This window comes from Paraburkholderia tropica, assembly GCF_014171495.1.
Taxonomy (GTDB): Bacteria; Pseudomonadota; Gammaproteobacteria; order Burkholderiales; family Burkholderiaceae; genus Paraburkholderia; species Paraburkholderia tropica.
Map to the genome: position 1 here is coordinate 533,116 of NZ_CP049137.1, position 23,019 is coordinate 556,134.

Below are 23,019 nucleotides of genomic sequence, written 5' to 3' on the forward strand. Positions count from 1 at the left end.
CGTATGTGAGGTCGGTTGTGTAGTGGCGAGCGCGTCAGGCGAGAGCCTTGCTGGTGTCGACGAGCGCCGCGACGTCCACCGCGCGGCCCTGGTTCATCCACTTGCGCGCGAGCTTGAGGTCGCGCGCCGAATTGATCGCGATGACGCCGCGCAGATGGCCGTCCTCGACGAAGAACAGCGTTGCGCGCTTTTCTGCGAGATTGCCGCGCAGCACCGGCGCGACGCCTGGCGGCAAATCGCCCAGAATCTGCAGATTCACGTCGTACTGATCGGACCAGAACCACGGAATTTCCGCATACGCTTCCTTCACGCCCAGCACGGCCTTCGCCGCCGCAATGGCCTGATTCTGCGCATTGGCCCACGATTCCAGGCGCACGCGGCGCTTGAGCCACGCGTTCGGATGATTCGCGACGTCGCCGCACGCGAACACATCGGCGTCGGAACTCTGGCCGAATTCATCGACGACGATACCGTCCTGCACCGCGATGCCCGCCGCTTCCGCGAGCGCCGTATGCGGCGCGAGGCCGATGCCCGCGACCGCGAAGTCGGCGTCGAGCGTGCTGCCATCCGAGAAGGTCGCGCGCACGCCGCCGTCGGCGTTGTCGTCGAGCGAGACAAGTGCCGCGTTCAGACGCACATCCACGCCGTTCGCGCGATGCAGTTCGAGCAGGAAGTCCGAGACTTCATTGGGCAGCGAACGCGCGCACAGACGCGGCGCGCCTTCGATCACCGTCGCCGCCACGCCGAGCTTGCGTGCCGTGGCCGCGACTTCGAGGCCGATCCAGCCGCCGCCCACCACCAGCACTCGCTCGCTGCGGCGCAGGCGTTCGCCCAGCGCCATCGCTTCGTCGAGCGTGCGCAGATACGTCACGTGCGCGCTCTTCGCCACGCTCGCGGGCAGCTTGCGCGCCGCGCCGCCCGTGGCGATCACGAGCTTGTCGTACTTCACCGTGCGGCCCGAGCGCGTCGTGACCGTGTGCGCCGCGCGATCGATCGCGCTCGCGCAATCCGGTTGCCACGCTTCGATGTCGAGCGCCGCGAATTCGTCGGGCTTCGCGATGCGCACCGTTTCGATATCGGCCTCGCCTGCGAGCACCGCCTTCGACAGCGGCGGGCGCTCGTAGGGCAGATGCGTTTCGTCGGCGATCATCACGAGACGGCCCGCAAAGCCTTCCTTGCGCAGCGTCTTGACGACCCAGCCCGCAGCCTGGCCGCCGCCGATCACGACGACCGTGCGCGGCGCGGCGTGTTCGCCGGATTCGATTGCGTCGCTCATGATTTCCGCTCCGTCATGAACTTGCCCTTCGGCGCTTCGGCGTTCTTCTGGCGGCGCGTATTGCCGTCGAGACCGCCGTCGATGGCCCATTCGGCAAATACGGTCGGGCCCGGTTCGAAGTCGCGCGGCTCCCAGTCAGGCGTCAGCACGTCTTCGTCGGCGTAATACTCGATCAAGCCGCCGGCCGGATTCTTGAAGTACCAGAAGTACGCCGACGACACCGGATGGCGGCCCGGCCCGAGTTGCGTGGTCCAGCCGCAGCGGCTGATATGCAGGCCGCCGCCGAACACTTCGTGAATGTCGCGCACCGTGAACGCCACGTGATTCAGGCCCTTCTTGCCATCCGGCAGCGCGAGCAGGAACAGATCGTGGTGGCCGCCGTGCGGCGCGCAGCGCATGAACGCGCCGCGATTCGGGTAGCGGTCCGAGGTCTCGAAGCCGAGCAGTTCGTGATAGAACGCTTCCTGCTCGGCGAGGCAGTTCGTGAAGAACACCACGTGGCCGACTTCCACCGGCTCCGCGCGTTCGTAGACCGGCGACGGCGTATCCACGCGCAACGTCTGGCCCCAGACGTTCGACGGCGAACCGGCAACGTCGAGTTCGCGCTTGCGCGTCACTTCCACGCGAATCGCCATGCCGGCCGGGTCGAAACACCCGACGCCGTTTTCATCGCTGTGATAGCCGGGCTGGCCTTTGAGGCGTTCGCGCAGCGCGTCGAGTTCTTCGCGCGTCGCCACGCCCCACACCACTTCGCGCAGCGTCGGGCCTTCCTCGAAGGCGGCGGGCAGCGACGCGTCGTTCGCGTCGACGGCCAGCACGGTGCAGCCGTTGAGCGTTTCGAAGCGCGCGCGCGTTTCGTCGTGCGCGGTTTCCTTCAGGCCCCAGTCCGCGAAAAAGCGGCGGCAGGTGGCGAGATCCGTCACGCCGTAGGTAATCTGTTCGATGCCGAGAATCGTCATGTTCATTGCTCCGTTGCGCGCGCTCAGGCGTTGGCCCAGGGCAGCGGCGCGTCATTCAAGCCCCAGTAAAGGCTCTTTTGCTGCATGTATTCGCGAATGCCGAGCCGCCCTTTTTCGCGGCCCATGCCGCTTTCCTTCCAGCCCGAGAACGGCGTGGAAATCGAAAACAGCTTGTACGTATTGATCCAGACGGTGCCCGCCTCGATCTTGCGCGCCACGCGCCAGGCGCGTTTGTAGTCGCGCGTCCAGATGCCGGCGGCGAGACCGAACACGCTGTCGTTGGCTTCCTCGATGAGCGCCGCTTCGTCGTCGAAGGGCATGGCCACCAGCACCGGTCCGAAAATCTCTTCCTGGCAGATGCGCGCGCGATTGGTCAGACCTTCGAGAATCGTCGGCTGATAGAAGCAGCCCTGTTCGCGGCCGTCGCCGACCGGACGCTCGCCGCCGCACAGCAGGCGGCCGCCTTCTTCCAGGCCGATCGCCACGTAGCGCTCGACCGACTCGCGATGCTTCGGCGTGATCAGCGGACCCATCTGCGTTTTCTCGTTCGACGGATCGCCCACGCGCAATTCGCGCGCGGCCGCGACGAGGCGCTTCATGAACGTGTCGTAGATCGAGCGCTGCACGAACAGACGCGAACCCGCGATGCACGCCTCGCCCGACGAGCTGAAGATCCCGTATAGCACGCCATTAATCGCATGATCGATGTCGGCATCCTCGAACACGATGGTCGGCGACTTGCCGCCCAGTTCGAGCGAGACCGGCATGAGTTTGTCCGCCGCGATGCGCGCGATGCCGCGGCCCACTTCGGTGCCGCCCGTGAACGAAACCTTGCGCACGAGCGGATGGCGCACCAGCACGTCGCCGATCACCGAGCCCTTGCCCGGCAGCACGCTCAGAATGCCCTTCGGCACGCCGGCTTCCTCGCAGATGCGCGCGAGCGCGAGCGAGATCAGCGGCGTGACTTCGGCGGGCTTGAGCACCACCGCGTTGCCGCCTGCGAGCGCGGGCGCAAGCTTCTGCGCGTCGGAAGCGATCGGCGAATTCCACGGCGTGATCGCGGCGACCACGCCAATCGGTTCGTACACGCTCATCGTCAGATAGTCGCCGCGCGAAGGCGTGACTTCCTCGTCGAGCGTTTCGAGGCAGGCCGCGAAATAGCGGAACGTGTTCGCGGCGCTCGCCACCAGCACGCGCGTCTCGCCGATCGGCTTGCCGTTGTCGCGGCGCTGCAATTGCGCGAGCGCTTCGTGGCGCTGCATGATGAGGTCGGCGATGCGGTACAGCACGAGCGCGCGCAGATGCGGCTTCATGCCCGACCACGCGCCCTGCTTCCACGCGGCGTGCGCTTTTTCCACGGCTTCGGCGGCATCTTCGGCGCTCGCCGTCGAGACCTCCATGTTGAGCGACTGGTCGGCCGGGTAAAGGCTCGCGAAGGGCGCGGCGCGGCCCTGGCGCCATTCGCCGCCGACGAAGATGTCGCCGTTGGGAACGAGGCTCGTATCGAAGGGAGTCATGTCAGAGGTCTCTTTGTTTCATTGCGGGCGATACCTGTGCATCTGCACACGTATCGCCTTTCATCACAGCTTGTGCGCGAGGCGCGCCATCAGATCACGCAACGCGCGGCACGGTTGCGCAGCGCGCGAATCGCGCTGTACGCCGTGAGCGCCGAGGTTTTCGGATTGTCGGGCAGCGGCTTGCCGCTCATTTCCAGCGACATCTCGCCGAACACGCCGCGCGCCACGATGCGATGCACGTTGCGCTCGACCGCCGGATCGGCGATCAGGCGCACCGTCGTGTGGTCGAGGCCGAGGCCCGCGAGCGCGATGGTCGCCGCCACGTTGGCGTTCTTCGGAAAGAGCCGTGCCGCTTCGCGCGCGCTGCCTTCGAAGATCACCTGCTCTTTCGTGAGCGTACGCAGATCGCAGACCTTTTCCGCCGGCGTGTCGAGCCAGCCGAGCGGCGGCTTGCGGCCCGTGTACAGCACTTCGTCGAGGCCGCCGAGCTTGGCCGCCGAGAGCGCGTCGATGCCGCCGATCGCGCCCGACAGCAGCGTGACCGTCGCGTCGCCTTCGTCCGCCGCGAGCGACAGACGTTCGAGCAGATCGACGTCGGACAGCGCGCCGATCGACGCCACCGCGCAATCGGTGCCGCTTTGCAGCAGCGGCACGACGTGATCGAGCAGCGCGGCGTGACCCGCGCATTCGAGCGCGAAATGCGGCTTCGTCGACAGACGATCCACCGACGACACCACTTCCACCGCGCCGTCCACCTGGGCGCGCACGGCGTCGGCGTGATGCTCGGGCACGATCACATGCGAGACGTGTACGAGCGGATCGGCCGCGACCGCGCGATAGACGGTCTGACCGATCGCGCCGAAGCCGATCATCGCGATGTCGATCGGCGCGTGAGCGGCGTGGCCGCCATGACCGTTAAGCATGTTGCGGCTCCTCCTTGCGCACCGGCGGGCCGGCGAACACGGCTTCGAAGCTGCCGACCGACTTCATGTCGACTTCGAGCAGCACGGGGCCGTCGAACGCGATGCCTTCGCGGATCACGTCGTCGGCGTTGTCGAGCGACGAGAGGCGGAAATGCTTGAGGCCGAGGCTCGCGCAGAACTGCGAGAATTCCGGCTGGTGCAGATCGACGAACATGCGGCGGCCGCCGTACTGCGCGTCCTGAATGTTGCGGATCACGCCGTAGCACTGGTCGTTCATCAGCACGATCATGACGTTGGCCTTTTCCTGCACGGCCGTCGCGAGTTCGCCGACGTTCACCATCAGACCGCCGTCGCCGACGAGGCAGACCGTCTTCGCGGCCGCGTTCGCAAGCGCCGCGCCGATCGCCATCTGCATGCCCTGGCCGATGCCGCCGCCCAGCGCGTGCACGCCCGCGCGCGGCGTGAAGATCTTCAGCAGGCGGTTGCCCCACGTGCTGTTCGAAATCGTGACGTCGCGCACCCAGTTGTAGTCGCGGCCCACGGCGCGTTGCAGCGCTTCCACGAGGCGGCGATACGGGCCGAGACCCTTGGCCGTTTCACTCACGGCGGTTTCGCGCGCGGCGGCGAGATCGGCGGCGAATTGCGGATCGACCTTGAGCTTGCCTTCGAGGCGCGTGGCGAGTGCGTCGAGCACGCGCGCGGCGTCGCCGTGCACGAAGAGTTCGTTGCGATAGCCGCGGTTATCGGCGAGCGCGTCGGCGTCGATACGATAAAGCGGCTGCGGCAGACCGAGCTTGTACTTGAGCGTTTCGTTGCCGCGCAGACGCGAGCCGACCACCAGCATCGCATCGCAGGTCTTGTAGAAGCGCTCGACCGAGCCGCTCACGTTGAACGCACCGAGCGTCGCCGGATGATCTTCGGGCAGCACGCCGCGGCCCTGCACGCTCGTCACCACGCCGAAGCCCAGCGCCACCAGACGCTCGACCGCGCTGCGCGCGTGGCGCGTGCCGCCGCCGAGCCACAGCAGCGGACGCTTCGCCTTCGTGAGCGCGTTCGCGAGTTGTTCGACGCGCGCTTCATCGTGCGTGAGCGTCGTGAGATGCGGCGCGGCCAGATCGGCGGGCCATTCGGTCAGCGCGGCCTGAATGTCGATGGGAATCTCGACGCTGACCGGACCGCTCGGCGCGGTCTGCGCGACGCGCACGGCTTCGCGGATCGTCGGCAGCGCGGTTTCGACCGAACGCACGCGGAACGCGGCCTTCGAGATCGACGAGAGCATCGACAGTTGATCGGGCGCTTCGTGGATGTACGCGAGGTCCTGATCGAGATATTCGGTTTCGATCTGGCCGGTGATGTGCAGCAGCGCCGTGCCTGCCGTGAGCGCTTCGACCATCGCGCCCGCTGCGTTGCCCGCCGCCGTGCCCGTGCTCGTGAACGCCACGCCGAGGCCGCCCGAGACGCGCGCGAGGCCGTCGGCCATGTTGACCGCGCCCGCTTCGCCGCGCGCGCCCACATAGCGGATGTTGCCGCGCACGCCGATGGCGTCGAGGATCGGCATGTTGTGAATCGAAATCACGCCGAACGCGGTTTGAACGCCGCATTGTTCGAGGAAGGCGGCGATCAGTTCGCCGACGGTGGTTTTATTAGACATGACGTGCTACGCCTCCAGATACATCGATATGACTGCCCGTCGTATAGGACGACAGGGACGTGGCCAGATAAAACAGGGCTTGCGCGGCTTCTTCGGGCAAACCGAAGCGGCCGAGCGGAATGTGCTTCTTGCGGGCGAGTTCGCCGGTCCAGTCCTGCCAGCTTTGACCGGCGGCCTGCGCGGCGGCGTCGTTGTCATAGCGGCGGCGCCACTGGCCCGACTCGACAATGCCGATCAGGATCGAGTTCACGCGGATGTGCTCGGGCGCGAGTTCGACCGCGAGCGACTTGATGAGGCTCAGCACGCCCGCGCGCGCCGACGACGTCGCGACCATATGCGGCTCCGGTTGGAGCGCGAGCAGCGAGTTCACGCAGACGATCGACGCGTTTTGCCCTTGTTTTGCGGTGCTTTTCAGCATCGGCAGGAAGGCGCGCGTGGGGCGGATGATGCTGAAGTACTTGAGGTCCAGTTCTTCGCGCCACGCTTCGTCGGTGGTGTCGGCGAAGGTGGAGACGCGGCCCTGGCCCGCGTTGTTCACAAGCATGTCGGCGCGGCCGAAGCGCTGCTCGACGGCGCTCGCGAAAGCGGCCACGTCGGTTGCGTCGAGCACGTCGCAACGCGCGGCCAGCAGTTGCGCCTGCGGATGACGCTCGCGCAGTTCGCGTTCGGCGCGTGCGAGGCGGTCGCTGTCACGGCCGCAGATCGCGACCGAGGCGCCCGCCTGCAAAAAGAGTTCGGCGGTGGCGAGGCCGATGCCGGACGAACCGCCCGTGACCACCGCGACCTGGCCGCGCAAATCGAGTTGAATCATTTGATCCCCAGTGCCTTCATGTACGACGTTTTCTTGCTGCCCGCGGCCTGCGAAGATTGACCGCGGTAATTGAGGCGCTTCGACAGTTCATCGGCTGCGTGGCGCACCTTGTCGATCAGCCCGCCGTCGAGCAGCGAGGTGTCGATGCCCGGACGCGGAATGGTGGTCGTCACCACGGCGGCGATGCGGCCCGTGTCGTTGCGCACGGGCGCCGACACCACCGAAATGCCGCGCTCGAACGACGATTCGCTCACGGCATAGCCGCGCTCGGCGTCTTCGCGAATGCGCGCGAAAAGTTCTTCGACCGTGTCCGGCGTCGAGGGCGTGAAGCGTTCGAGAGCCGGCTCCGGATAAAGCGCGCGCAGTTCGTCGAGCGTGAGATCGCCCATCAGCACCTGGCCGTGCGTGGTGGCGTGCGCGGGCAGACGCGTGCCCACGTTGACCTTCACCGAGCTGAAGATCGGCGCGTGGCTTTGCGCCTTCGCCACGAACACGATGTCGCGTCCGTCGCGAATCACGATGTGCGTCGTGAGGCCGGTGGCGTCACGCAGCGCTTCGATCAGCGGCAAGCCGAGGTCGGTCAGTTCGAGCGAACTCAGATATTCGAAGCCGAGGCGCAGCACGGCCACGCCCAGGCGGTAATTGCGGTCGCGGTCGGCGCGTTCGAGAAAGCCGAGCGATTCGAGCGTCTGCAACAGACGGAACACCGTCGTGCGCGGAATGCCGAGGCGGCGCGACAGTTCGGGTGCATCGAGCACCGGCTCGCGCGGCGAGAATTCGGTGAGAATGCGCAGCCCCCTTTCCAGACCCGGCACGCGATAGCTGGTGTCGTTGCGGTCTTCGTCGGCGTCGGGGGACGCGCTGGCGAGGTCGGGTGTCATTCTTTAAGGGTTCCTTAATGTGCGCGGCAAAAGGCGTCGAGCAGTGCGCTGTACGCCGCCGGTTGCTCGATGTAGCCCGCGTGGCCCGCTTGCGGCACGATCTGAAACGGCGCCTGTGCGACTTGCGCGAGACGTTCGCAGGCTTGCGGCGGCGTGATGGTGTCGTCGGCGCCGACGGCGACCGCCATCGGTACGCGGTTCACGCAGCGCGCGAGGTCGGCGGCGAGGTCGGCGTTCGCGAGCAGATGCGTGGCCTGCGCGTAACCGTGCGGCAGCACGCGCGCCATGTTCCAGCGCACCCACGCGCGCGACGCGTCGTCGGCGTGTGCGGAAAGCATGTTGGCGCTGCGTTTTTCGGCGAGACCTTGCGGACCGAGATCGGCGAGCATGGCCAGACGCGCGTCGCGCTTGTCGGCGCGCACTTGCGGGTCCGCCGCGCCATAACCGGCCGCAGGAGAAATCAGCAGCAGACCGCTCACGCGCTGCGGATGCGCGGCGGCGAATGCGCCCGCGATGATCGCGCCGAGCGAATGGCCGACCAGCACGCAGCGTTGAATATCGAGCGCGTCGAGCCAGTCCGCCAGCACGCGCGCGTAGTCGGCGGCGAGCGGCGAGGCGTTCGCGACCGGCGTGGACGCGCCATAACCGGGCGCGTCCCAGGCGATCACGCGACGGCTCGCGCCGAGCGTTTCCATCTGTTGCACCCACGAAGCCGCACCCGAACCGATGCCATGCAGCAGGACGAGCGGCAGCGCCTCGTTGCCGTCCTCGCTGCCCGCGCCGGGCGCTGCGCGATAGCTCACGACGGCCTCGCCCGCTTGCACGTGGCGCGGCGCAAAGCGCGCGAGCCGCGTATCGAGCGTGTCAAGCGTGGCGGCTGATGAGGCGTCGGTGAGCATCGCGTCGTTCATGGCTTCGGTGTTCGTGTGCAACTTCGTCGGGTGTTCAGATGAATGACAGTCTTACTTCTGTTCGCGCTTGATCTTCGCGAGCGGCGAATCGGGCGGATACGTCGGCGTGATCGGCTTGGACGAACCGAGCATCACGCACATCAGCGCGTCTTCTTCGCCGATGTTGATTTCCGTGCGATACACGCCCGGCGGCACCGAGATCAGATCGCGCTCGCCGAGCACGGCTTCCCACGTTTCACCGTCCTTTTCGCAGATCACTTTCATCTTGCCGCGCAGCACGAAGAAGATTTCTTCGACGTCGATATGGATGTGGCTCGGGCCGATGTTGCCGGCCGGAATCACCATCGTCGAGAACGTGAAGCCGCCCGACGGCACGGTGTTGCTGTCCTTCGCCACGCCGGTGCCGCCCGTGCCCACGTAGCGCATTTGCGCGCGGCGATACTTCGGGTCGTAGTCGGCCTGGAACTTCAGCGCGTCCCAGTCGTAGCGGCGCGTTTCATAGCGCGCGACGCGGCTGTTCATCCAGTCATCAAAGCTCGCTTCGGCGGGACGGTCCCACGACTTGCGTTCGAGATCGGCATCGGCCATCGTTTTCTCCTTGGGTTCTTTCAAACGTTCTCGCGAACGGATAGTCCATTCGTCGACATCAATTCATCACGAAGCCGCCGTTCACGGGCAGCAATTGCCCGGTCACGAAACGCGCGGCGTCGGTCAGCAGAAACAGCACGGGGCCGGTCACGTCCTCGGGCACCTGGGCGCGTTGCAGCGCGCGGCCGTCGAGGTAGAACGCGTGGCGCTCGGCCGGCACGTAAGCGGTGGCTTCCACTTCCGTGAGGCCCGGCGCGATGGCGTTGACGGTAATGCCCTGCGCGCCGAACTCGCGCGCGAGCGAATGCGTCATCGCGATCACGGCGCCCTTGCTGGCCACATAGGCGAGCAGTTTGGGCGCGCCCCACAGCGCGGTGTCCGAGGCGATGTTGACGATCGCGCCACGGCCCGAATCGGCCAGGAAACGCTGCGCCGCCGTGCACATGAGCCAGGTGCCGCGCACGTTCACGTCCATCACGGCGTCCCACGTCGGCACGCTGATCTCGTGCGCGAACTTGCCGCCCGAGTTGGTGATGGCCGCGTTGTTGATGAGCGCGTCGATGCCGCCCATGCGTTGCGCCGCGTGTTCGACAAAGGCCGCGATGCTGTCGGGCTGCGCGAGATCGAGCGCCGCGAACGCCACGTCGTGACCTTGCGCCGCGAGCGATTGCGCGAGCGCCTCGCCCGCTTCGTGCAGCACGTCGCCGAACACGACGCGCGCGCCGGCTGCCGCGAGCGTCGTGACGAAGTCGGCGCCAAGTCCGCGCGCGCCGCCCGTGACGATCACGCGACGGCCCGCGAGCGCGCCTTGCATCGCGCCTTGTGCCGCGCTTTGTGCCGATGCTGCGGACTCACGCATGGCTGTGGCTCTCGGCTTGCGCTTGCGCGCCTTGCTGCGCGCGGAACGCGTCGAGATCGGCGAAATGCTGTTGCGCGCGCTGGCGCAGCATGCGGCGCACGCGCGTCATGCCGACGTCGTGCTGATAGAGGAATTCCTGGTCGCGTGCATTCGGCGCCATGCTTTCGAGCACGTAGCGGTCTTGCTCGAGCACGGCCCAATGCAGACCTTCGAGGCGGTTGCGGTACATGAAGCGCCATGCGTCGCGCTGCCAGCCCTGCACCTTGCGCGTGCGCCAGAAGTACACCTGGCAGTTGTCCGCGTCGACGGGCACCGCGAAGCCGATGATGCCGAAGTTGCCGCCGGGGCCGAACTTCTTCTTGTACGGAATTTCCAGACGCATCCACAGGCAGCCGGTTTCGCCGAGTTCGACCCAGTCGAAGTTGACGTCGCGCTGGCCGACCTTTTCGAACACGAGGCCCGAGTCGGTTTTACGCACGCGCATGTCGGCCTGCTTGTCGCCTTCGGCCATCGAGTGCGACGTCGCGTGCAGATACGCGCCGTGCATCGGGTCCATGACGTTGTCGATCGCGTACTGGTAATTGCACTTCCAGTTCGACATGCACAGGAAGCTCGCGTATTCCTCGCCCACGAGTTCTTGCGGCAGTTGCAGCGGCGCGGGTTCCTTGTGCGCTTCGTCGCCGAACCACAGGAACACGGCGCCCGCATGCTCTTGCGCCGGGTACGACTTCACGCACTTCTGGCCTTCGAGCGGGCATGCCGACACGGCCGGCACGCTCTGCACGGTGCCGCTGCCGTCGACTTCGATGCCGTGATACCAGCACGCCACGCGGTTGCCCAGATTCCAGCCGAGCGAGAGGCGCGCGCCGCGGTGCGGGCAGCGGTCTTCGAGCGCGTGGACCTGGCCGTCCTGATCGCGCCACAGCACGATCTGTTCGCCAAGGCGCGTGATGCCGATGGGCGCGTTGCCGACTTGCCAGCTCGGCGCGACGGGATACCAGTAGTTCTTGATGCCGCGGTCGAGATAGGCGCGGATCGGGTCGGCGCTCGCCGGGGTTTCGGTCGTGGGGGACGTCATGATGAGGACTCCGTATTCTTGTGGGCCCGACGCGCGCTTATTCGGCGAGCAGACGGAATTCGGCGGCGAGGCGCTCCGCGTTCCAGGCCGCGCCTTCGGGCGTGCGAAAGCCGATGCGGTTCAAACCGGCGACCACGTCGTCGAGTTCGGCGGCGCCCGCTTCGAACACTTGTTCGAGCGCGTCGCCGAAGTCGTTTTCGTATTGCGTCGGCTCGGCCTTGCGGTTTTGCCAGATCATGTTTTCGCTCTGGCCCGGCTGCTCGATCACGCCTTTACCGGCGACGTTGTTGGGTTGCGGCGCGACCCAGGGCTTGAGCATCGGATTGAAATTCACAGGGACTTCACGCATGTCATTCCACCTTGATCTGGATTTCTTCACCGGCGAGACGCACGGCGTATTGCTTCAGCGCGCGGCCACCCGGGCCTTTGATGCACTCGCCGCTCTTGATGTCGAACACCGCTTCGTGCAGCGGGCATTCCACCGTGCCTTCGTCGACGAAACCTTGCGTCAGCAGCGCGTACGCGTGCGGGCAGACGTTCTCGAGCGCGTAGACCTCGTCGCCCACCTTGTAGATGCCGATTTCGGTGCCGTCGAGCTTGTACTCGATCGGCGCGTCTTCGGTCAGATCGCCGGCATGCCCGGCACAGCGCCATTGTTCAGCCATTTCTCACCTTTCCTGGAGCAACCGTGTTCCATATGCGGAACAGTAGTTTATGTATGGTCATTATAGGAGTCTGGCGCGGAGGACAAAATAAAAATCCAGCGCTCCTGGGGAAAACACCGAGCCTGTCTTCAAAAGGATCGGCAAGGCGCTCGTGGAGGATGCCGAAGCAGTTGCCAAAACGCTTACGGTCCAAGTGCTTAGGTAGCCATGACCGGTTTGTCCGCGCTTGCCCACCCAGGGGAACCACTCTCCTGAAAAAGTATTTTGGCGTCTCGTGCAAGTCTCTATACTTTCCATAGGCAGCACGTTTGTCCATAGGTGAAACATACGACGGACAAAAAAGAAAAGCAAAGCCGCCATCGCATCGAGGGGTTGGGTCTAGCGGTTCCGGACGGGCTTTCAAGGCCATTTCACCGGAACCGGTCATTCGTCATACGATCAGGAGTCCAAAGTTGAAGCACTTCATTGCCGCGGGGTTGACGGGTCTGTGCGCCGTCTCGTCTGCATGGGCGCAAAGCAGCGTCACGCTATACGGCAGCCTGGATGCCGGGGTAGCCTACGTCAGCAACGTGGGCGGACATTCGAAGTGGATGGAAGAACAGGGCAACATGCAGCCCGACCGCTGGGGCCTGCGTGGCCAGGAAGATCTGGGCGACGGCCTGAAGGCGATCTTCCAGCTTGAAAACGGCTTCTATACGAACACGGGCGCGATGGCGAAGGCCAACACGCTGTTCAACCGCCAGGCGTATGTGGGTCTGAGTTCGGACCGTTTCGGCACGCTCACACTCGGCAATCAGACGCCGTTCTCGTTCGACACGCTCGGCCCGCTCAGCACCGCGTATCTCGCGGCGAGCTGGTACGCGTTCCATCCGGGCAATATCGATCAGCTCGCCGATACGGGCGTGGTGCCGTACAACAATTCGGTGAAGTACCGCTCGCCGAACTGGTATGGCTTCACGGCAGGCGCGATGTTCGGCTTCGGCAACAGCACGAACTTCTCGAATGGCCGCACGATGGGCTTTTCGATCAGTTATGCGAACGGTCCGTTCAAGGCCGGCGCGACGTGGTCGAACGAGCACAACCGCACGGTGTCGATGTCGACCACGGGCATCACCACGTTCCAGGGCCAGGCCGCCGCGAGCTATATCGCCGACAAGGTCGAGAACATGGGGATCGGCGCGTCGTACTCGTTCGGCAAGGTGCTGGTGCACGGTCTGTATACGCGCACGAAGCTGCAATCGAACGGCTATTCGGACACGTTCCAGAGCTACGACGCGGGCGCGAACTATCAGATGACCAGCGCGAACTCGATCGTCGGCGGCGCGGCCACCACGTCGCTGTCGGGCCGACGCTGGACGCAGTTGATGATCGGCGACGTCTATGCGCTGTCGAAGAGCACGCAGGTCTACGTGAACGCGCTCTACGAGCACGCGAATTCCGATGCACAAGCGGCGTTCTTTACGGCGGGCGTGTCGAGCGGACGCAATCAGACGATCGTGCTCACGGGCATTCATCACTCGTTCTGATCGCACAGAAGAAAAAAGCGCGCCGCATGACGCGGCGCGCTTTTTTTATTCAGGCTGGCGAAGCGGACTCAGCTCGCGTGCACGCTGCCGCCATGCGCGGCTTGCGCCGCCGTGGGATCGCCGGGCAGCGGCCGGTAATTCAGACGCGCCGACAAATCCAGCGCCGCCGCGCACACCGCCGTGACGAGCGGCGCGCGCTCGGCTTCGCTGCCGATATCGGAGCGCGGCACCGTGGCCGTGAGCGCCGCGACGATGCGGCCCGACTGGTCGCGCACAGGCGCGCTCACCACCGAAATCCCCGTTTCGAACGACGCCTCGCTGAGCGCATAGCCCTGCTCCGCGAATTCGCGCACGCGCGCATAGAGATCCGCGACCGTGGCGGGCGTGCGGTCCGTATAGCGTTCGAGCTGCTTCTCGGGATAGAGCGCGCGCAGTTCCGTGAGCGAGAGATCGCCCATCAGCACCTGGCCGTGCACCGTGGCGTGCGCGGGCAGGCGCGTGCCCACATGCACCTTCACCGAGCTGAACATCGGCTCGCGCGTTTGCGCCTTGGCGACGAACACCACGTCGCGCCCGTCGCGGATCAGCAGATGCGTGCTCAGGCCGGTCGCGTCGCGCAGACGTTCGAGCACCGGCGTGCCGAAATCGGTCAGTTCGAGCGAGCTCAGATACTCGAAGCCGAGCCGCAGCACCGCCACGCTCAGCCGATATTGACGGTCGCCGTTCGCGCGTTCGATGAAGCCGAGCGCTTCCAGCGTCTGCAGCAGACGAAACGTCGTGGTGCGCGGAATGCCGATGCGGCGCGACAGTTCGGGCGCGCCCAGCACGGGCTCGCGCGCGGAAAATTCGGTGAGGATGCGCAGGCCGCGTTCGAGGCCCGGCACGAGATAGGTCGAGGCGCCCGCGCCTTCTTCCTCGGCGGGGCTGGCTGCGTCAGCGGCGTCGGCGAGATCGGCAAGGTCGGCGCTCTGCGCGGCGTCGCGGGTCTCCTCGGGCGGCGCGGCGCGCTTGCCCGGCGCCGGGCTGCGTCGGGCGGCGCCTGTCGTGTTCTTGGTGGCCATGGCGGCTGGAATCTGCTGAAGTCGGTCGATAAGTGGAGGCAATGATAACGCGAAGCGCCGTCCGGACTTAAAGATCGCGGGTCGGGGCGACATGCTGCCGCCCCGCTCGACCGCCCGCTTCCGCCGGATTCGCCTCCCGGCCGGGCGCAAAACGCGCGCGCCGGCGCCGCTGACGCCCCGTCTCTACGCGACGACCCGCGCCTCAGGTGCGGAACACCGCCACCGCCGTGGCAAGCCGCCGCGCCTGATCCTCCAGCGACGCCGCGGCCGCGGCCGCCTGCTCGACGAGCGCGGCATTCTGCTGCGTGACCTGATCCATCTGCGCGACCGCGAGATTCACCTGATCGATGCCGGTGCTCTGCTCGGTCGCCGCCGACGCAATCTCGCCCATGATCGCGCTCACGCGCCCGATCGCGCCGACGATCTCCTCCATCGTCGTGCCCGAGCGCTCGACCAGCGTCGCGCCGGTTTCCACGCGGGCCGTCGAGGCGTCGATCAGCGACTTGATCTCCTTGGCCGCGCCAGCGCTGCGCTGCGCGAGCGAGCGCACCTCGCCCGCCACGACCGCGAAGCCGCGCCCTTCCTCGCCCGCGCGCGCCGCTTCGACCGCCGCGTTGAGCGCCAGAATATTGGTCTGGAACGCGATGCCCTCGATCACGCCGACGATCTCGGCAATGCGCCGCGAGTCGTCGACGATGTTCTGCATCGTGCCCACCACTTCGCGCGCGAGTTCGCCGCCGCGCGCCGCCAGACCGGACGCACCGTGCGCCAGCGAACTCGCCTCCTGCGCGTTACCCGCCGTCTGCTTGACCGTCGACGTCAATTGTTCGATGCTCGCCGCCGTTTCTTCGAGCGAGGCGGCCTGCTCCTCGGTGCGCTGCGACAGATCGGTGTTGCCCGCGGCGATTTCGCTCACGCCCGTATCGATCGATTCCGCGCCCGCGCGCACCGTGCTCACCATCGTCACGAGCGCGGCCTGCATGCGTTGCAGGGCGGCCGAGAGCTTGCCCATTTCGTTGCGGCTCGCCACGGCCACCGCCGCGCTCAGGTCGCCCGCCGCGATGCGCTCGAACTGCGCGACGGCGGCGTCCACCGGATGCACGATCGCGCGCATCAGCGCCGCGCGGCCGAGCCACGCGCACAGCAGCGCGAACACCATGCCCACGGCCACCGCGACGCTCACCACCTTGAAGCGCGTCTGCGCGTCGCGATAGCGCTGCGCGCCGTGGTCGATCTGACGCTGTTCGAGCGCGAGCATCGCCTTTTCGAAACCGTTGTAGAGCGCGGGCAGCTTGTGCGCCTGCAATTCCTGGAAGCCGTTGCGGTCGCCGCTCTTGAGCGCCGCGAGCGCCGGATCGACGCCCGCGTGCAGGAAATTGTTGCGCTTGTCCTGCATGTCGGCGATCAGGCGGCGATCCTCGTCGTCGTTGCTGGCGAGCGAGAGATAGTGATCGAGCCGATCGTTGGAAATCTTGAGGTAGGTGTCGAAGCGCTTGAGGACGGCGTCGGCGCCGGTCTGGTCGCCGAGATCGGCGAGCGACGCATAGGTGGCGAGCGCGAGCCGCAGCCGCAAGAGCTGGCCGGCGCTGCCTTCGAGGTCGGCCACGGCGGGGGTGTCCACCGTGTACATGTCCTGCATCGCGTCGTTGCCCGCGCGCATCGACAGTAGCCCGGCCGCGGCGCCGATCACCAGCACCACGCCGAAAAACGCCACCATCAGGGTCAAACTCGCGCGTATCGAAAGCTTGTTGAGCATTCTGGTCTCCTGGAACGCGGCGCCAAAGCGCGATGCGCAGCGTTCCCTCTGTTCAGCCGCCGCCGGTGCAGGGCGTCGGACGTATCGTCCGCCCTGTCGCGAAGCGTGCGCGGGCGGCTCTATTCGGGTTGGTGTAGTCTCGATGCGGCTTTTTTTGGGCTTCAAACCGGGTCAACGGCAGCGCGGCGCAAAAACTTTAGGCACGTGCTTAATGCATCGCGGCGCGCGGCTTGACGTGAAGCATGGCGCGATGCCGAACGCGTGCCAGCCTTGCGCGAACCTTTCGCCGACGTTACACCGCTCCCGGCGCGCGCCGCCCCTGCTCTACAATCGTCCACTTGCGCCCGCCGCCTCGACATCCGCGCGGCCAGGCTGCCTTCGAACCCAACTCGCGACGTTCGCCGCATCCGCGAACGCCGCCACCATCACGCCCCCATGCGCCTCCTCCACACCTCAGACTGGCATCTGGGCCAGAACTTCATGGGCAAGAGCCGCCAGGCCGAGCATCAGCAGCTCATCGACTGGCTTGTTACCCAGCTCGACGCCCATGCGGTCGACGCCGTCCTGATCGCCGGCGATATTTTCGATACCGGCACGCCGCCGAGCTACGCGCGCGAGCTGTACAGCCAGCTCGTCGTGCGCCTGCACGCCGCGGGCGTGACGCTGCTCCTGCTCGGCGGCAATCACGATTCCGTGGCGACGCTGCGCGAAAGCAGCGCGCTGCTCGAACGCCTGTCGGCCCAGGTCGTGCCGCACGCGGACGCCGCGCCCAACCAGGTTCGCGTGCTGCCGCTGCGCGGCAAGCCCGACGAAGCGGGCTGCGTGGTCTGCGCGATTCCGTTCATCCGCGCGCGCGACGTGATGCAGGGCGAAACCGGCCAGAGCGCCGAACAGAAGCAGCAGTCGCTGCAACAGGCGATTCAGGCCTACTACCAGGCCGTGTTCGCCGCCGCCGAGGCGCGCCGCGCGCAACTGTCCGCCGAACTCGGCCGCCCGGTCCCGCTGATCGCCACCGGCCATCTGACCACCGTGGGCGCGAGTGCGAGCGAATCGGTACGCGAGATCTACGTGGGCGCGCTCGACGCGTTCCCCACCAGCGCATTTCCGCCGGCCGACTACATCGCGCTCGGGCATATTCATCGTCCGCAGAAAGTGGGCGGCCTGGAGCACATCCGCTATAGCGGCTCGCCGATCGCGCTGAGCTTCGACGAAGCCACGCAGCGCAAGGAAATACTGCTCGTCGATGTCGGCGCGAACGGGCTGGACGCCGTCACGCCGCTCGCCGTGCCCGCGTTCCAGACGCTCGCCGCGCTGCGCGGCAATCTGAAGACGCTGCCCGCCGCCTTTGCCGAGATCGCGCGCGACGCCACGCCCGAGCGCCCCGCGTGGCTCGAAGTAACCGTCGCCGAGGACGACTATCTCGCCGACCTGCCCGCGCGCATCCAGGCGATGACCGAGGATCTGCCGCTCGACGTGCTGCGCATTCGCCGCGAGCGCGGCAACGCCGCCGCGCAACTTTCCGCCGACTCGGGCGTGACGCTCGACGAACTCGATCCGCTCGACGTGTTCGCGCGCCGCCTCGCGCACGAAACGCTCGACGACGACGTGCGCGGCGCACTCACCGACCGCTACAAGAACGTACTCGCCGCCATGCAGGCCACGCCGGAGGACGACGCATGAAAATCCGCAGCCTGCGCCTCAAGAATCTCAACTCGCTGAAGGGCGAGTGGCGCATCGACTTCACGCAGCCGCCGTTTTCGGAGAACGGCCTGTTCGCGATCACCGGCCCGACCGGCGCGGGCAAGTCGACGCTGCTCGACGCGATCTGCCTCGCGCTCTATCACGAGACGCCGCGTCTCAAGACGGTGTCGGCGTCGGCGAACGACATCATGACGCGCCATACCGCCGACTGCCTCGCGGAAGTCGTGTTCGAAGTGAAGGGCGCGGTCTATCGCGCGTTCTGGAGCCAGCGCCGCTCGCGCGACAAGGTGGACGGCGCGTTGCAGCAGCCGCGCGTCGAACTCGCGACGGTCGAGCACGACGACGGCAGCGGCACGATCCTCACGCAGCACATCAACGAGAAATTGCGGCGCGTCGAGGAGATCACGCGGCTCGATTTCCCGCGCTTCACGCGCTCGATGCTGCTCGCGCAAGGCGGCTTCGCGGCCTTCCTGAACGCGAGCGCGAACGACCGCGCCGAACTGCTCGAAGAACTCACGGGCACGGAAATCTACGGCGAAATCTCGCGTCAGGTCTACGAGCGCGCGGGCGCGGCGCGCGATGCGCTCAAGCAGTTGCGCGCCCGCGCGGACGGCATGGAATTGCTGACGCCCGAGCAGCGCACGGCGATGGAGCAGGACATCGCCGCGCTCGCCGACCAGTCGAACGCGCTCGCCACGCGCACGAAAACGCTGCACGCGCAGCGCCAATGGCGGCGCGATCTGAGCCAGGCGCAAGCCGACGCGCAAGCGGCGCACACGCGGCTCGCGAGCGCGAGCGCCGCGTACGAGGCCGCCGCGCCCGAGCTTGCGCGCCTCGCCGCGAGCGAGCCCGCCGAAGCGCTGCGCGCGGCGCATCAGCACGCGCAGCAAACGGACGCTGCCTGCAAACAGACCGATGCCGATCTCGCCGCGTCGCGTCGTCGCCGCACGGAGCAAGTCGCGGCGCAGCGTCGTCAAACCGGCGCGGCCGCCGCGCTGGCCGCGCGCATCGTGCGCGACGCCGAGCGTCGTCTCGCGCAACTCGACGCGGAGAAGCAGCAACTCGATCGCTACTGCACCGCGCACGCGGCGCACGCGCAACTGGGCGAACGCATCGGCGCGTGGCGCGAGCAGTTCGAGCAGCGCGCGCGCCGTCATGCGGATAGTCGCGCGCGCGAAACGCAGCAGACGGTCCTGCAAAAGCAACTCGCCGACGCCCACGCGCAGCGCGAGCAACACGGCAAAACGCTCGCGGATTGCACGCGCGCGCAAGCCGAATCGGACACGCAATTGCGGACGTTGAGCGCCGCGCAGACCACGCGTCTCGCGGGCCAGACGCTCGCGCAACTGCGCGACGCCGCGCAGGCAGCGCAACGCGCGGTCGAGCGCTGGGCGCAGTTGCAGACGCTCGCCGCCCGCCGCCGCCAGCTCGCGACGGAAACCGCGACGCTCGCGGCCAGTCTCGCGCGCAGCGACAGCGAGATCGCCGCGCAAGATAGCGCGCTCGTCACGCTGCAACGCGCGCACGCCGAACTCCAGGCGCGCGCCGCCGACAAGCAGACGCTGCTCGAACAGGAACAGGTGATTCGCAGTCTCGCGCAGCATCGCGATGCGTTGCAGCCCGGCGAAGCGTGTCCGTTGTGCGGTTCGCACGATCATCCGGCTATCGCTGCGTATCGAGCGCTCGACGTGTCGGCGACGCAAGGCGCGCTTCAGGCGATCCGCGCCGATCTTCAGGCATCCGAACAAACGTTGCGCGGCGCGGCTGAGAAACTGTCAGCATTGCGCGCGACGCAGGCGCAGCAGCGCGCGCAACACGATCAGCTCGCCGCACGCGACACGCAGGATCGTGCGGACTGGCAGGCGTTGTCGGCGTCGCTCGCTTCGTCGCTGGTTGCGTCGCTCAGGCTCGACGCCGACGCCTGGCAGGACGCCGATGCGCTCGCACAAGCAAGCGAGGCCGCCGCGCAATCGGCGCAGCAAATCCGCCAGCATCTGACCGAGACCGAACGCGCCGAGGAAGCGCTCGCTCAAGCACGCGAAGCGAATACGCGCTGCGCCCAGGCGCTACAAGCGGCGCAGGCGCGCGGCGAGTTGCTCGAACAGTCGATCGCGAGCGTACAGGAGCGCCGCGCGGAAACCGAACGCGAACTCGCGGCATTGCGCGTGCGGATCGAAGAAGAAGCGCAGGCTTTGCTCGCCTCGATGCAAACCGGCACGCAAGCCGACGGCGCGCCGCTCGCGGCGCTGCCCGACGATCCGCGCGCGTGGTTGCACACGCGCGACGACGAATGGCGCAAGTGGCAGGAGACGCAGCGCCGCCTTCACACGCTCGCGGAATCGCTCGCGCACGAACGCGCCCAGGCCGACGTCGCGCGCGCGCAACTTCAGGTGTGGCGCGAACGGTGCGCATCGATTGGCGCGGAAGTCGCGCAAGCGGCGCAGAGCGTGCCGATGGATTCGCTATTCGACGACGAAGACGACGCGCCCGGCGAAGACTTCGCCACGGCGGCCGCACGCGCCGACGCGCTCACGCGCGAACTCGCAGCGCTCGACGGCCAGATCGCGCAACTCGAACGCTCGCTCGCGCATCAGCGCGACGCCGCCAGCCAGGCCGCGCAAACGTGGAGCGCGGCGCTCGCAGCGAGTCCGTTCGCGCAGCAGGACGATTTCCTCGCGGCGCTCCTGCCCGCCGAGGAACGCCAGCGTCTGCAAGCGCTCAAGCAGCAGCGCGAACAGGAACGCGACACCGCCACCGCACTGCTGAACAGCGCGCGCCAGAAACTCACGCGACTCGAAGCGATGGTGGAAGCAACGGCACAGACCGAAGCCACGCTCGCCGAACTCGACGCGCAGATCGACAGCGCGGAAAGAGATAACGCGACGCTCAACGAACGGCTCGGCCATCAACGCGGCCTGCTCGCGCGCGACGCGCAGCAACGCGACAGCCAGCGCGCGCTGTTCGCGCAGATCGACGCGCAGACGCAGGACGCCGATCTCTGGCAACGTCTCGACGCGCTGATCGGCTCCGCGAAGGGCGACAAGTTCCGCCGCTTCGCGCAAGGTCTCACGCTCGATCATCTGCTCGCGCTCGCCAATCGCCATCTCGACCGTCTGCATGCGCGCTATCTGCTGCGCCGCAAATCGACGGGTGAACTCGAACTGGAAATCGTCGACGGCTGGCAGGCGGACGTCACGCGCGACACGCGCACGCTCTCGGGCGGCGAGAGCTTCCTCGTGAGTCTCGCGCTGGCGCTCGCGCTCTCCGACCTCGTGAGCCACAAGACCTCGATCGACTCGCTGTTCCTCGACGAAGGCTTCGGCACGCTCGACGGCGACACGCTGGAAATCGCGCTCGACGCGCTCGACACGCTCAACGCGAGCGGCAAGATGATCGGCGTGATCAGCCACGTCGACAGTCTCAAGGAGCGCATCGCCACGCAGATCCGCGTGGAAAAAGGCGGCGGCATCGGCCACTCGCGGCTGGTGATCTAGCCGCGCAACGCACGCGCGCAACACAAAAGAACGCGCCGCGCGCCTCAGCCCTGTTCGGTCTTGCGCGCGGCGATCTCCAGCATCGGTTCGCCGATCTCGCGTTCGCCGCGCGCGACGAGCGCCTCGCCCGCGCCGCGAATATCGCGTGCGTCCTTGTTCTGCGAAAGTTTGCGCTTGCCCGTGAGCCGCGTCATCTCGATCTCGATGCCGACGATGGCCTTGAGCATCGTGTCGAGATAGTCGGCGGGCGCATCGCCCATCTTCCACGGCTGCGGCTCGCTTGCTTCGTGCGTGCGCGTGAGCCGCGCGCCCACGCCACGCACGAACTTCTCGTCGTCGCGCACGCGAATGCGGCCATGTGCGTGCACGACCGCGTAATTCCAGGTGGGCACCTGCTTGTGGTGTTCGTGCTTGCTCGGATACCACGTCGGCGAAATATAGGCGTCGCCGGCGCGGAAGATCGCGAGCACTTCATCGCCGTCCGCGACGTCCTGCCAGAGCGGATTCGCGCGCGCGACGTGCGCGTGCAGCGTGCCGAACGCGCCCTCGCCCGCGAGCAGTTCGAACGGAATGTGATTGGCGTCGAGTCCGCTCGCGCCGTGCGTGACCAGCGTGCCGAACGGGTGCTGCGCGATGAAGGCGTGCAGCACCTCGGGGCGGGATTCGTCGAAATGGGCAGGGACGTACATGGGGGCTCCGCGTGGCGCTCTCGGCTCAAGCCGCGCGCATCGAACGTCAAAAAACCTATTGTCACGCCAAAACGGCCAACGCTGTAGAGCCAGCGGGAACGGCATTCGGGGAACCAGGTCCGCGTGCAAAAGCGGCGCAATCCGCTCGACGCGTTGCGCGTGCCTGCGACGAGCACCTCGCAATTTCAACCTTACGATTGCTTGACTTCGCGGGGCCGCCTTCTATGCTTGAACGATCGCCCATTCACGGCGCATCGACGCGAGGCCTGGCAGACCTCGCGGCGTTCGAACAGGGAGGCGGACATGGAAGCCGGCGACGCGTTCGCGCAAATCGCGGCGACGATCGAGCGTTTTTTCATCGGCATGCACAACGGCGACGCGCGGCGTCTGCGTTCGGCATTCGATCCGCACGCCCAGCTTTGGGGCTATTACCACGGCGACTTCTATCGCCAGTCGCTCGACGAGTGGATCGCGGAAATCGAAGGCATGGACAAGCCCTCGGAAAGCGGCGAGCCGTTCGACATGCGCATCGTTGCGGTGGACGTGACGGGCCGCGGCGCGGCGGTCAAAACGGCCACGCTGTATCAGGGCTTGCGTTTCACGGATTATCTGACGCTGGTGGAATTCGACGTCGGCTGGAAAATCGTCAACAAGACTTACCACCACGATTGAC

The 23,019-nt window shown here is 66.8% G+C and carries 20 protein-coding genes; 4 read left to right on the forward strand and 16 right to left on the reverse strand.

Going from position 1 to position 23,019, the window contains the following annotated elements; all coding sequences use genetic code 11:
- Positions 1 to 34: 34 nt before the first annotated feature.
- The 13 genes from G5S35_RS32900 to G5S35_RS32960 form a co-directional block, all read right to left on the reverse strand.
- Complete coding sequence (locus G5S35_RS32900) at positions 35 to 1,276, reverse strand: NAD(P)/FAD-dependent oxidoreductase (protein ID WP_074986598.1); 1,242 nt, start codon at positions 1,274 to 1,276, stop codon at positions 35 to 37.
- Positions 1,273 to 2,235: a VOC family protein gene (locus tag G5S35_RS32905; RefSeq protein ID WP_065057904.1), complete on the reverse strand. Its 963-nt coding sequence runs from the start codon at positions 2,233 to 2,235 to the stop codon at positions 1,273 to 1,275. The genes G5S35_RS32900 and G5S35_RS32905 overlap by 4 nt, the downstream gene beginning before the upstream one ends.
- 23 nt (positions 2,236 to 2,258) lie before the next feature.
- Positions 2,259 to 3,752, reverse strand: a complete 1,494-nt coding sequence (locus G5S35_RS32910) for an aldehyde dehydrogenase (protein ID WP_065057810.1) — start codon at positions 3,750 to 3,752, stop codon at positions 2,259 to 2,261.
- An 89-nt stretch (positions 3,753 to 3,841) separates the two neighbouring features.
- Positions 3,842 to 4,675: an aspartate dehydrogenase gene (locus G5S35_RS32915; RefSeq protein WP_065057809.1), complete on the reverse strand. Its 834-nt coding sequence runs from the start codon at positions 4,673 to 4,675 to the stop codon at positions 3,842 to 3,844.
- Entirely contained in the window at positions 4,668 to 6,326 is a 1,659-nt protein-coding gene (locus tag G5S35_RS32920; RefSeq protein WP_065057808.1) for a thiamine pyrophosphate-binding protein, read from the reverse strand. Before G5S35_RS32920 ends, G5S35_RS32915 begins: the two co-directional genes overlap by 8 nt.
- Positions 6,319 to 7,137: an SDR family oxidoreductase gene (locus tag G5S35_RS32925; protein WP_110326540.1), complete on the reverse strand. Its 819-nt coding sequence runs from the start codon at positions 7,135 to 7,137 to the stop codon at positions 6,319 to 6,321. Before G5S35_RS32925 ends, G5S35_RS32920 begins: the two co-directional genes overlap by 8 nt.
- Positions 7,134 to 8,018, reverse strand: a complete 885-nt coding sequence (locus G5S35_RS32930) for an IclR family transcriptional regulator (RefSeq protein ID WP_065057806.1) — start codon at positions 8,016 to 8,018, stop codon at positions 7,134 to 7,136. Before G5S35_RS32930 ends, G5S35_RS32925 begins: the two co-directional genes overlap by 4 nt.
- A 14-nt stretch (positions 8,019 to 8,032) precedes the next feature.
- Positions 8,033 to 8,929: an alpha/beta fold hydrolase gene (locus G5S35_RS32935; RefSeq protein WP_124261587.1), complete on the reverse strand. Its 897-nt coding sequence runs from the start codon at positions 8,927 to 8,929 to the stop codon at positions 8,033 to 8,035.
- Positions 8,930 to 8,980: 51 nt separating this feature from the next.
- Complete coding sequence (locus G5S35_RS32940) at positions 8,981 to 9,517, reverse strand: cupin domain-containing protein (RefSeq protein ID WP_065057902.1); 537 nt, start codon at positions 9,515 to 9,517, stop codon at positions 8,981 to 8,983.
- 58 nt (positions 9,518 to 9,575) lie between these two features.
- Entirely contained in the window at positions 9,576 to 10,331 is a 756-nt protein-coding gene (locus G5S35_RS32945) for an SDR family oxidoreductase (protein WP_065057805.1), read from the reverse strand.
- Positions 10,332 to 10,368: 37 nt separating this feature from the next.
- Positions 10,369 to 11,454: an aromatic ring-hydroxylating dioxygenase subunit alpha gene (locus tag G5S35_RS32950; protein WP_065057804.1), complete on the reverse strand. Its 1,086-nt coding sequence runs from the start codon at positions 11,452 to 11,454 to the stop codon at positions 10,369 to 10,371.
- Between the two features lie 37 nt (positions 11,455 to 11,491).
- The gene (locus G5S35_RS32955) at positions 11,492 to 11,803 is read right to left on the reverse strand and encodes a recombinase-like helix-turn-helix domain-containing protein (protein ID WP_065057803.1); all 312 of its coding nucleotides are present in this window, start codon (positions 11,801 to 11,803) and stop codon (positions 11,492 to 11,494) included.
- A 1-nt stretch (position 11,804) separates the two neighbouring features.
- On the reverse strand, positions 11,805 to 12,119 hold the full coding sequence (locus G5S35_RS32960; RefSeq protein WP_065057802.1) for a non-heme iron oxygenase ferredoxin subunit: 315 nt from the start codon (positions 12,117 to 12,119) through the stop codon (positions 11,805 to 11,807).
- Between the two features lie 452 nt (positions 12,120 to 12,571).
- Between G5S35_RS32960 and G5S35_RS32965 the strand changes: the two genes are divergently transcribed.
- Positions 12,572 to 13,645 carry a porin gene (locus tag G5S35_RS32965; protein ID WP_074986604.1) on the forward strand — a complete coding sequence of 358 codons (1,074 nt, stop codon included), beginning with the start codon at positions 12,572 to 12,574 and terminating at the stop codon, positions 13,643 to 13,645.
- A 68-nt stretch (positions 13,646 to 13,713) separates the two neighbouring features.
- Here G5S35_RS32965 and G5S35_RS32970 read toward each other — a convergent pair whose 3' ends face one another.
- Both G5S35_RS32970 and G5S35_RS32975 read right to left on the reverse strand, forming a co-directional pair.
- On the reverse strand, positions 13,714 to 14,706 hold the full coding sequence (locus G5S35_RS32970; protein WP_110326544.1) for an IclR family transcriptional regulator: 993 nt from the start codon (positions 14,704 to 14,706) through the stop codon (positions 13,714 to 13,716).
- Positions 14,707 to 14,908: 202 nt separating this feature from the next.
- Positions 14,909 to 16,462 carry a methyl-accepting chemotaxis protein gene (locus G5S35_RS32975; RefSeq protein ID WP_074986606.1) on the reverse strand — a complete coding sequence of 518 codons (1,554 nt, stop codon included), beginning with the start codon at positions 16,460 to 16,462 and terminating at the stop codon, positions 14,909 to 14,911.
- 435 nt (positions 16,463 to 16,897) lie between these two features.
- Here G5S35_RS32975 and sbcD point away from each other — a divergent pair, with 435 nt between their 5' ends.
- Together sbcD and G5S35_RS32985 are read left to right on the forward strand one after the other, a co-directional pair.
- Positions 16,898 to 18,142 carry an exonuclease subunit SbcD gene (gene sbcD, locus G5S35_RS32980; protein WP_183040556.1) on the forward strand — a complete coding sequence of 415 codons (1,245 nt, stop codon included), beginning with the start codon at positions 16,898 to 16,900 and terminating at the stop codon, positions 18,140 to 18,142.
- Entirely contained in the window at positions 18,139 to 21,657 is a 3,519-nt protein-coding gene (locus G5S35_RS32985; RefSeq protein ID WP_183040557.1) for an AAA family ATPase, read from the forward strand. The genes sbcD and G5S35_RS32985 overlap by 4 nt, the downstream gene beginning before the upstream one ends.
- Positions 21,658 to 21,701: 44 nt before the next feature.
- Here G5S35_RS32985 and G5S35_RS32990 read toward each other — a convergent pair whose 3' ends face one another.
- Positions 21,702 to 22,346 (reverse strand): FMN-binding negative transcriptional regulator, encoded by a 645-nt coding sequence (locus G5S35_RS32990; protein WP_183040558.1) that lies wholly within the window; start codon positions 22,344 to 22,346, stop codon positions 21,702 to 21,704.
- Between the two features lie 303 nt (positions 22,347 to 22,649).
- On the opposite strand from G5S35_RS32990, the gene G5S35_RS32995 reads away from it, so the two are divergent.
- The gene (locus tag G5S35_RS32995; RefSeq protein WP_183040559.1) at positions 22,650 to 23,018 is read left to right on the forward strand and encodes a nuclear transport factor 2 family protein; all 369 of its coding nucleotides are present in this window, start codon (positions 22,650 to 22,652) and stop codon (positions 23,016 to 23,018) included.
- The last annotated feature ends 1 nt before the right edge of the window (position 23,019 follow it).

Bases quoted from the DNA above. Each gene is read 5' to 3' on its own strand.
- G5S35_RS32900 (WP_074986598.1), bottom strand. From the start codon at position 1,276: ATGAGCGACGCAATCGAATCCGGCGAACACGCCGCGCCGCGCACGGTC.
- G5S35_RS32905 (WP_065057904.1), bottom strand. From the start codon at position 2,235: ATGACGATTCTCGGCATCGAACAGATTACCTACGGCGTGACGGATCTC.
- G5S35_RS32910 (WP_065057810.1), bottom strand. From the start codon at position 3,752: ATGACTCCCTTCGATACGAGCCTCGTTCCCAACGGCGACATCTTCGTC.
- G5S35_RS32915 (WP_065057809.1), bottom strand. From the start codon at position 4,675: ATGCTTAACGGTCATGGCGGCCACGCCGCTCACGCGCCGATCGACATC.
- G5S35_RS32920 (WP_065057808.1), bottom strand. From the start codon at position 6,326: ATGTCTAATAAAACCACCGTCGGCGAACTGATCGCCGCCTTCCTCGAA.
- G5S35_RS32925 (WP_110326540.1), bottom strand. From the start codon at position 7,137: ATGATTCAACTCGATTTGCGCGGCCAGGTCGCGGTGGTCACGGGCGGT.
- G5S35_RS32930 (WP_065057806.1), bottom strand. From the start codon at position 8,018: ATGACACCCGACCTCGCCAGCGCGTCCCCCGACGCCGACGAAGACCGC.
- G5S35_RS32935 (WP_124261587.1), bottom strand. From the start codon at position 8,929: ATGAACGACGCGATGCTCACCGACGCCTCATCAGCCGCCACGCTTGAC.
- G5S35_RS32940 (WP_065057902.1), bottom strand. From the start codon at position 9,517: ATGGCCGATGCCGATCTCGAACGCAAGTCGTGGGACCGTCCCGCCGAA.
- G5S35_RS32945 (WP_065057805.1), bottom strand. From the start codon at position 10,331: ATGCAAGGCGCGCTCGCGGGCCGTCGCGTGATCGTCACGGGCGGCGCG.
- G5S35_RS32950 (WP_065057804.1), bottom strand. From the start codon at position 11,454: ATGACGTCCCCCACGACCGAAACCCCGGCGAGCGCCGACCCGATCCGC.
- G5S35_RS32955 (WP_065057803.1), bottom strand. From the start codon at position 11,803: ATGCGTGAAGTCCCTGTGAATTTCAATCCGATGCTCAAGCCCTGGGTC.
- G5S35_RS32960 (WP_065057802.1), bottom strand. From the start codon at position 12,119: ATGGCTGAACAATGGCGCTGTGCCGGGCATGCCGGCGATCTGACCGAA.
- G5S35_RS32970 (WP_110326544.1), bottom strand. From the start codon at position 14,706: ATGGCCACCAAGAACACGACAGGCGCCGCCCGACGCAGCCCGGCGCCG.
- G5S35_RS32975 (WP_074986606.1), bottom strand. From the start codon at position 16,462: ATGCTCAACAAGCTTTCGATACGCGCGAGTTTGACCCTGATGGTGGCG.
- sbcD (WP_183040556.1), top strand. From the start codon at position 16,898: ATGCGCCTCCTCCACACCTCAGACTGGCATCTGGGCCAGAACTTCATG.
- G5S35_RS32985 (WP_183040557.1), top strand. From the start codon at position 18,139: ATGAAAATCCGCAGCCTGCGCCTCAAGAATCTCAACTCGCTGAAGGGC.
- G5S35_RS32990 (WP_183040558.1), bottom strand. From the start codon at position 22,346: ATGTACGTCCCTGCCCATTTCGACGAATCCCGCCCCGAGGTGCTGCAC.
- G5S35_RS32995 (WP_183040559.1), top strand. From the start codon at position 22,650: ATGGAAGCCGGCGACGCGTTCGCGCAAATCGCGGCGACGATCGAGCGT.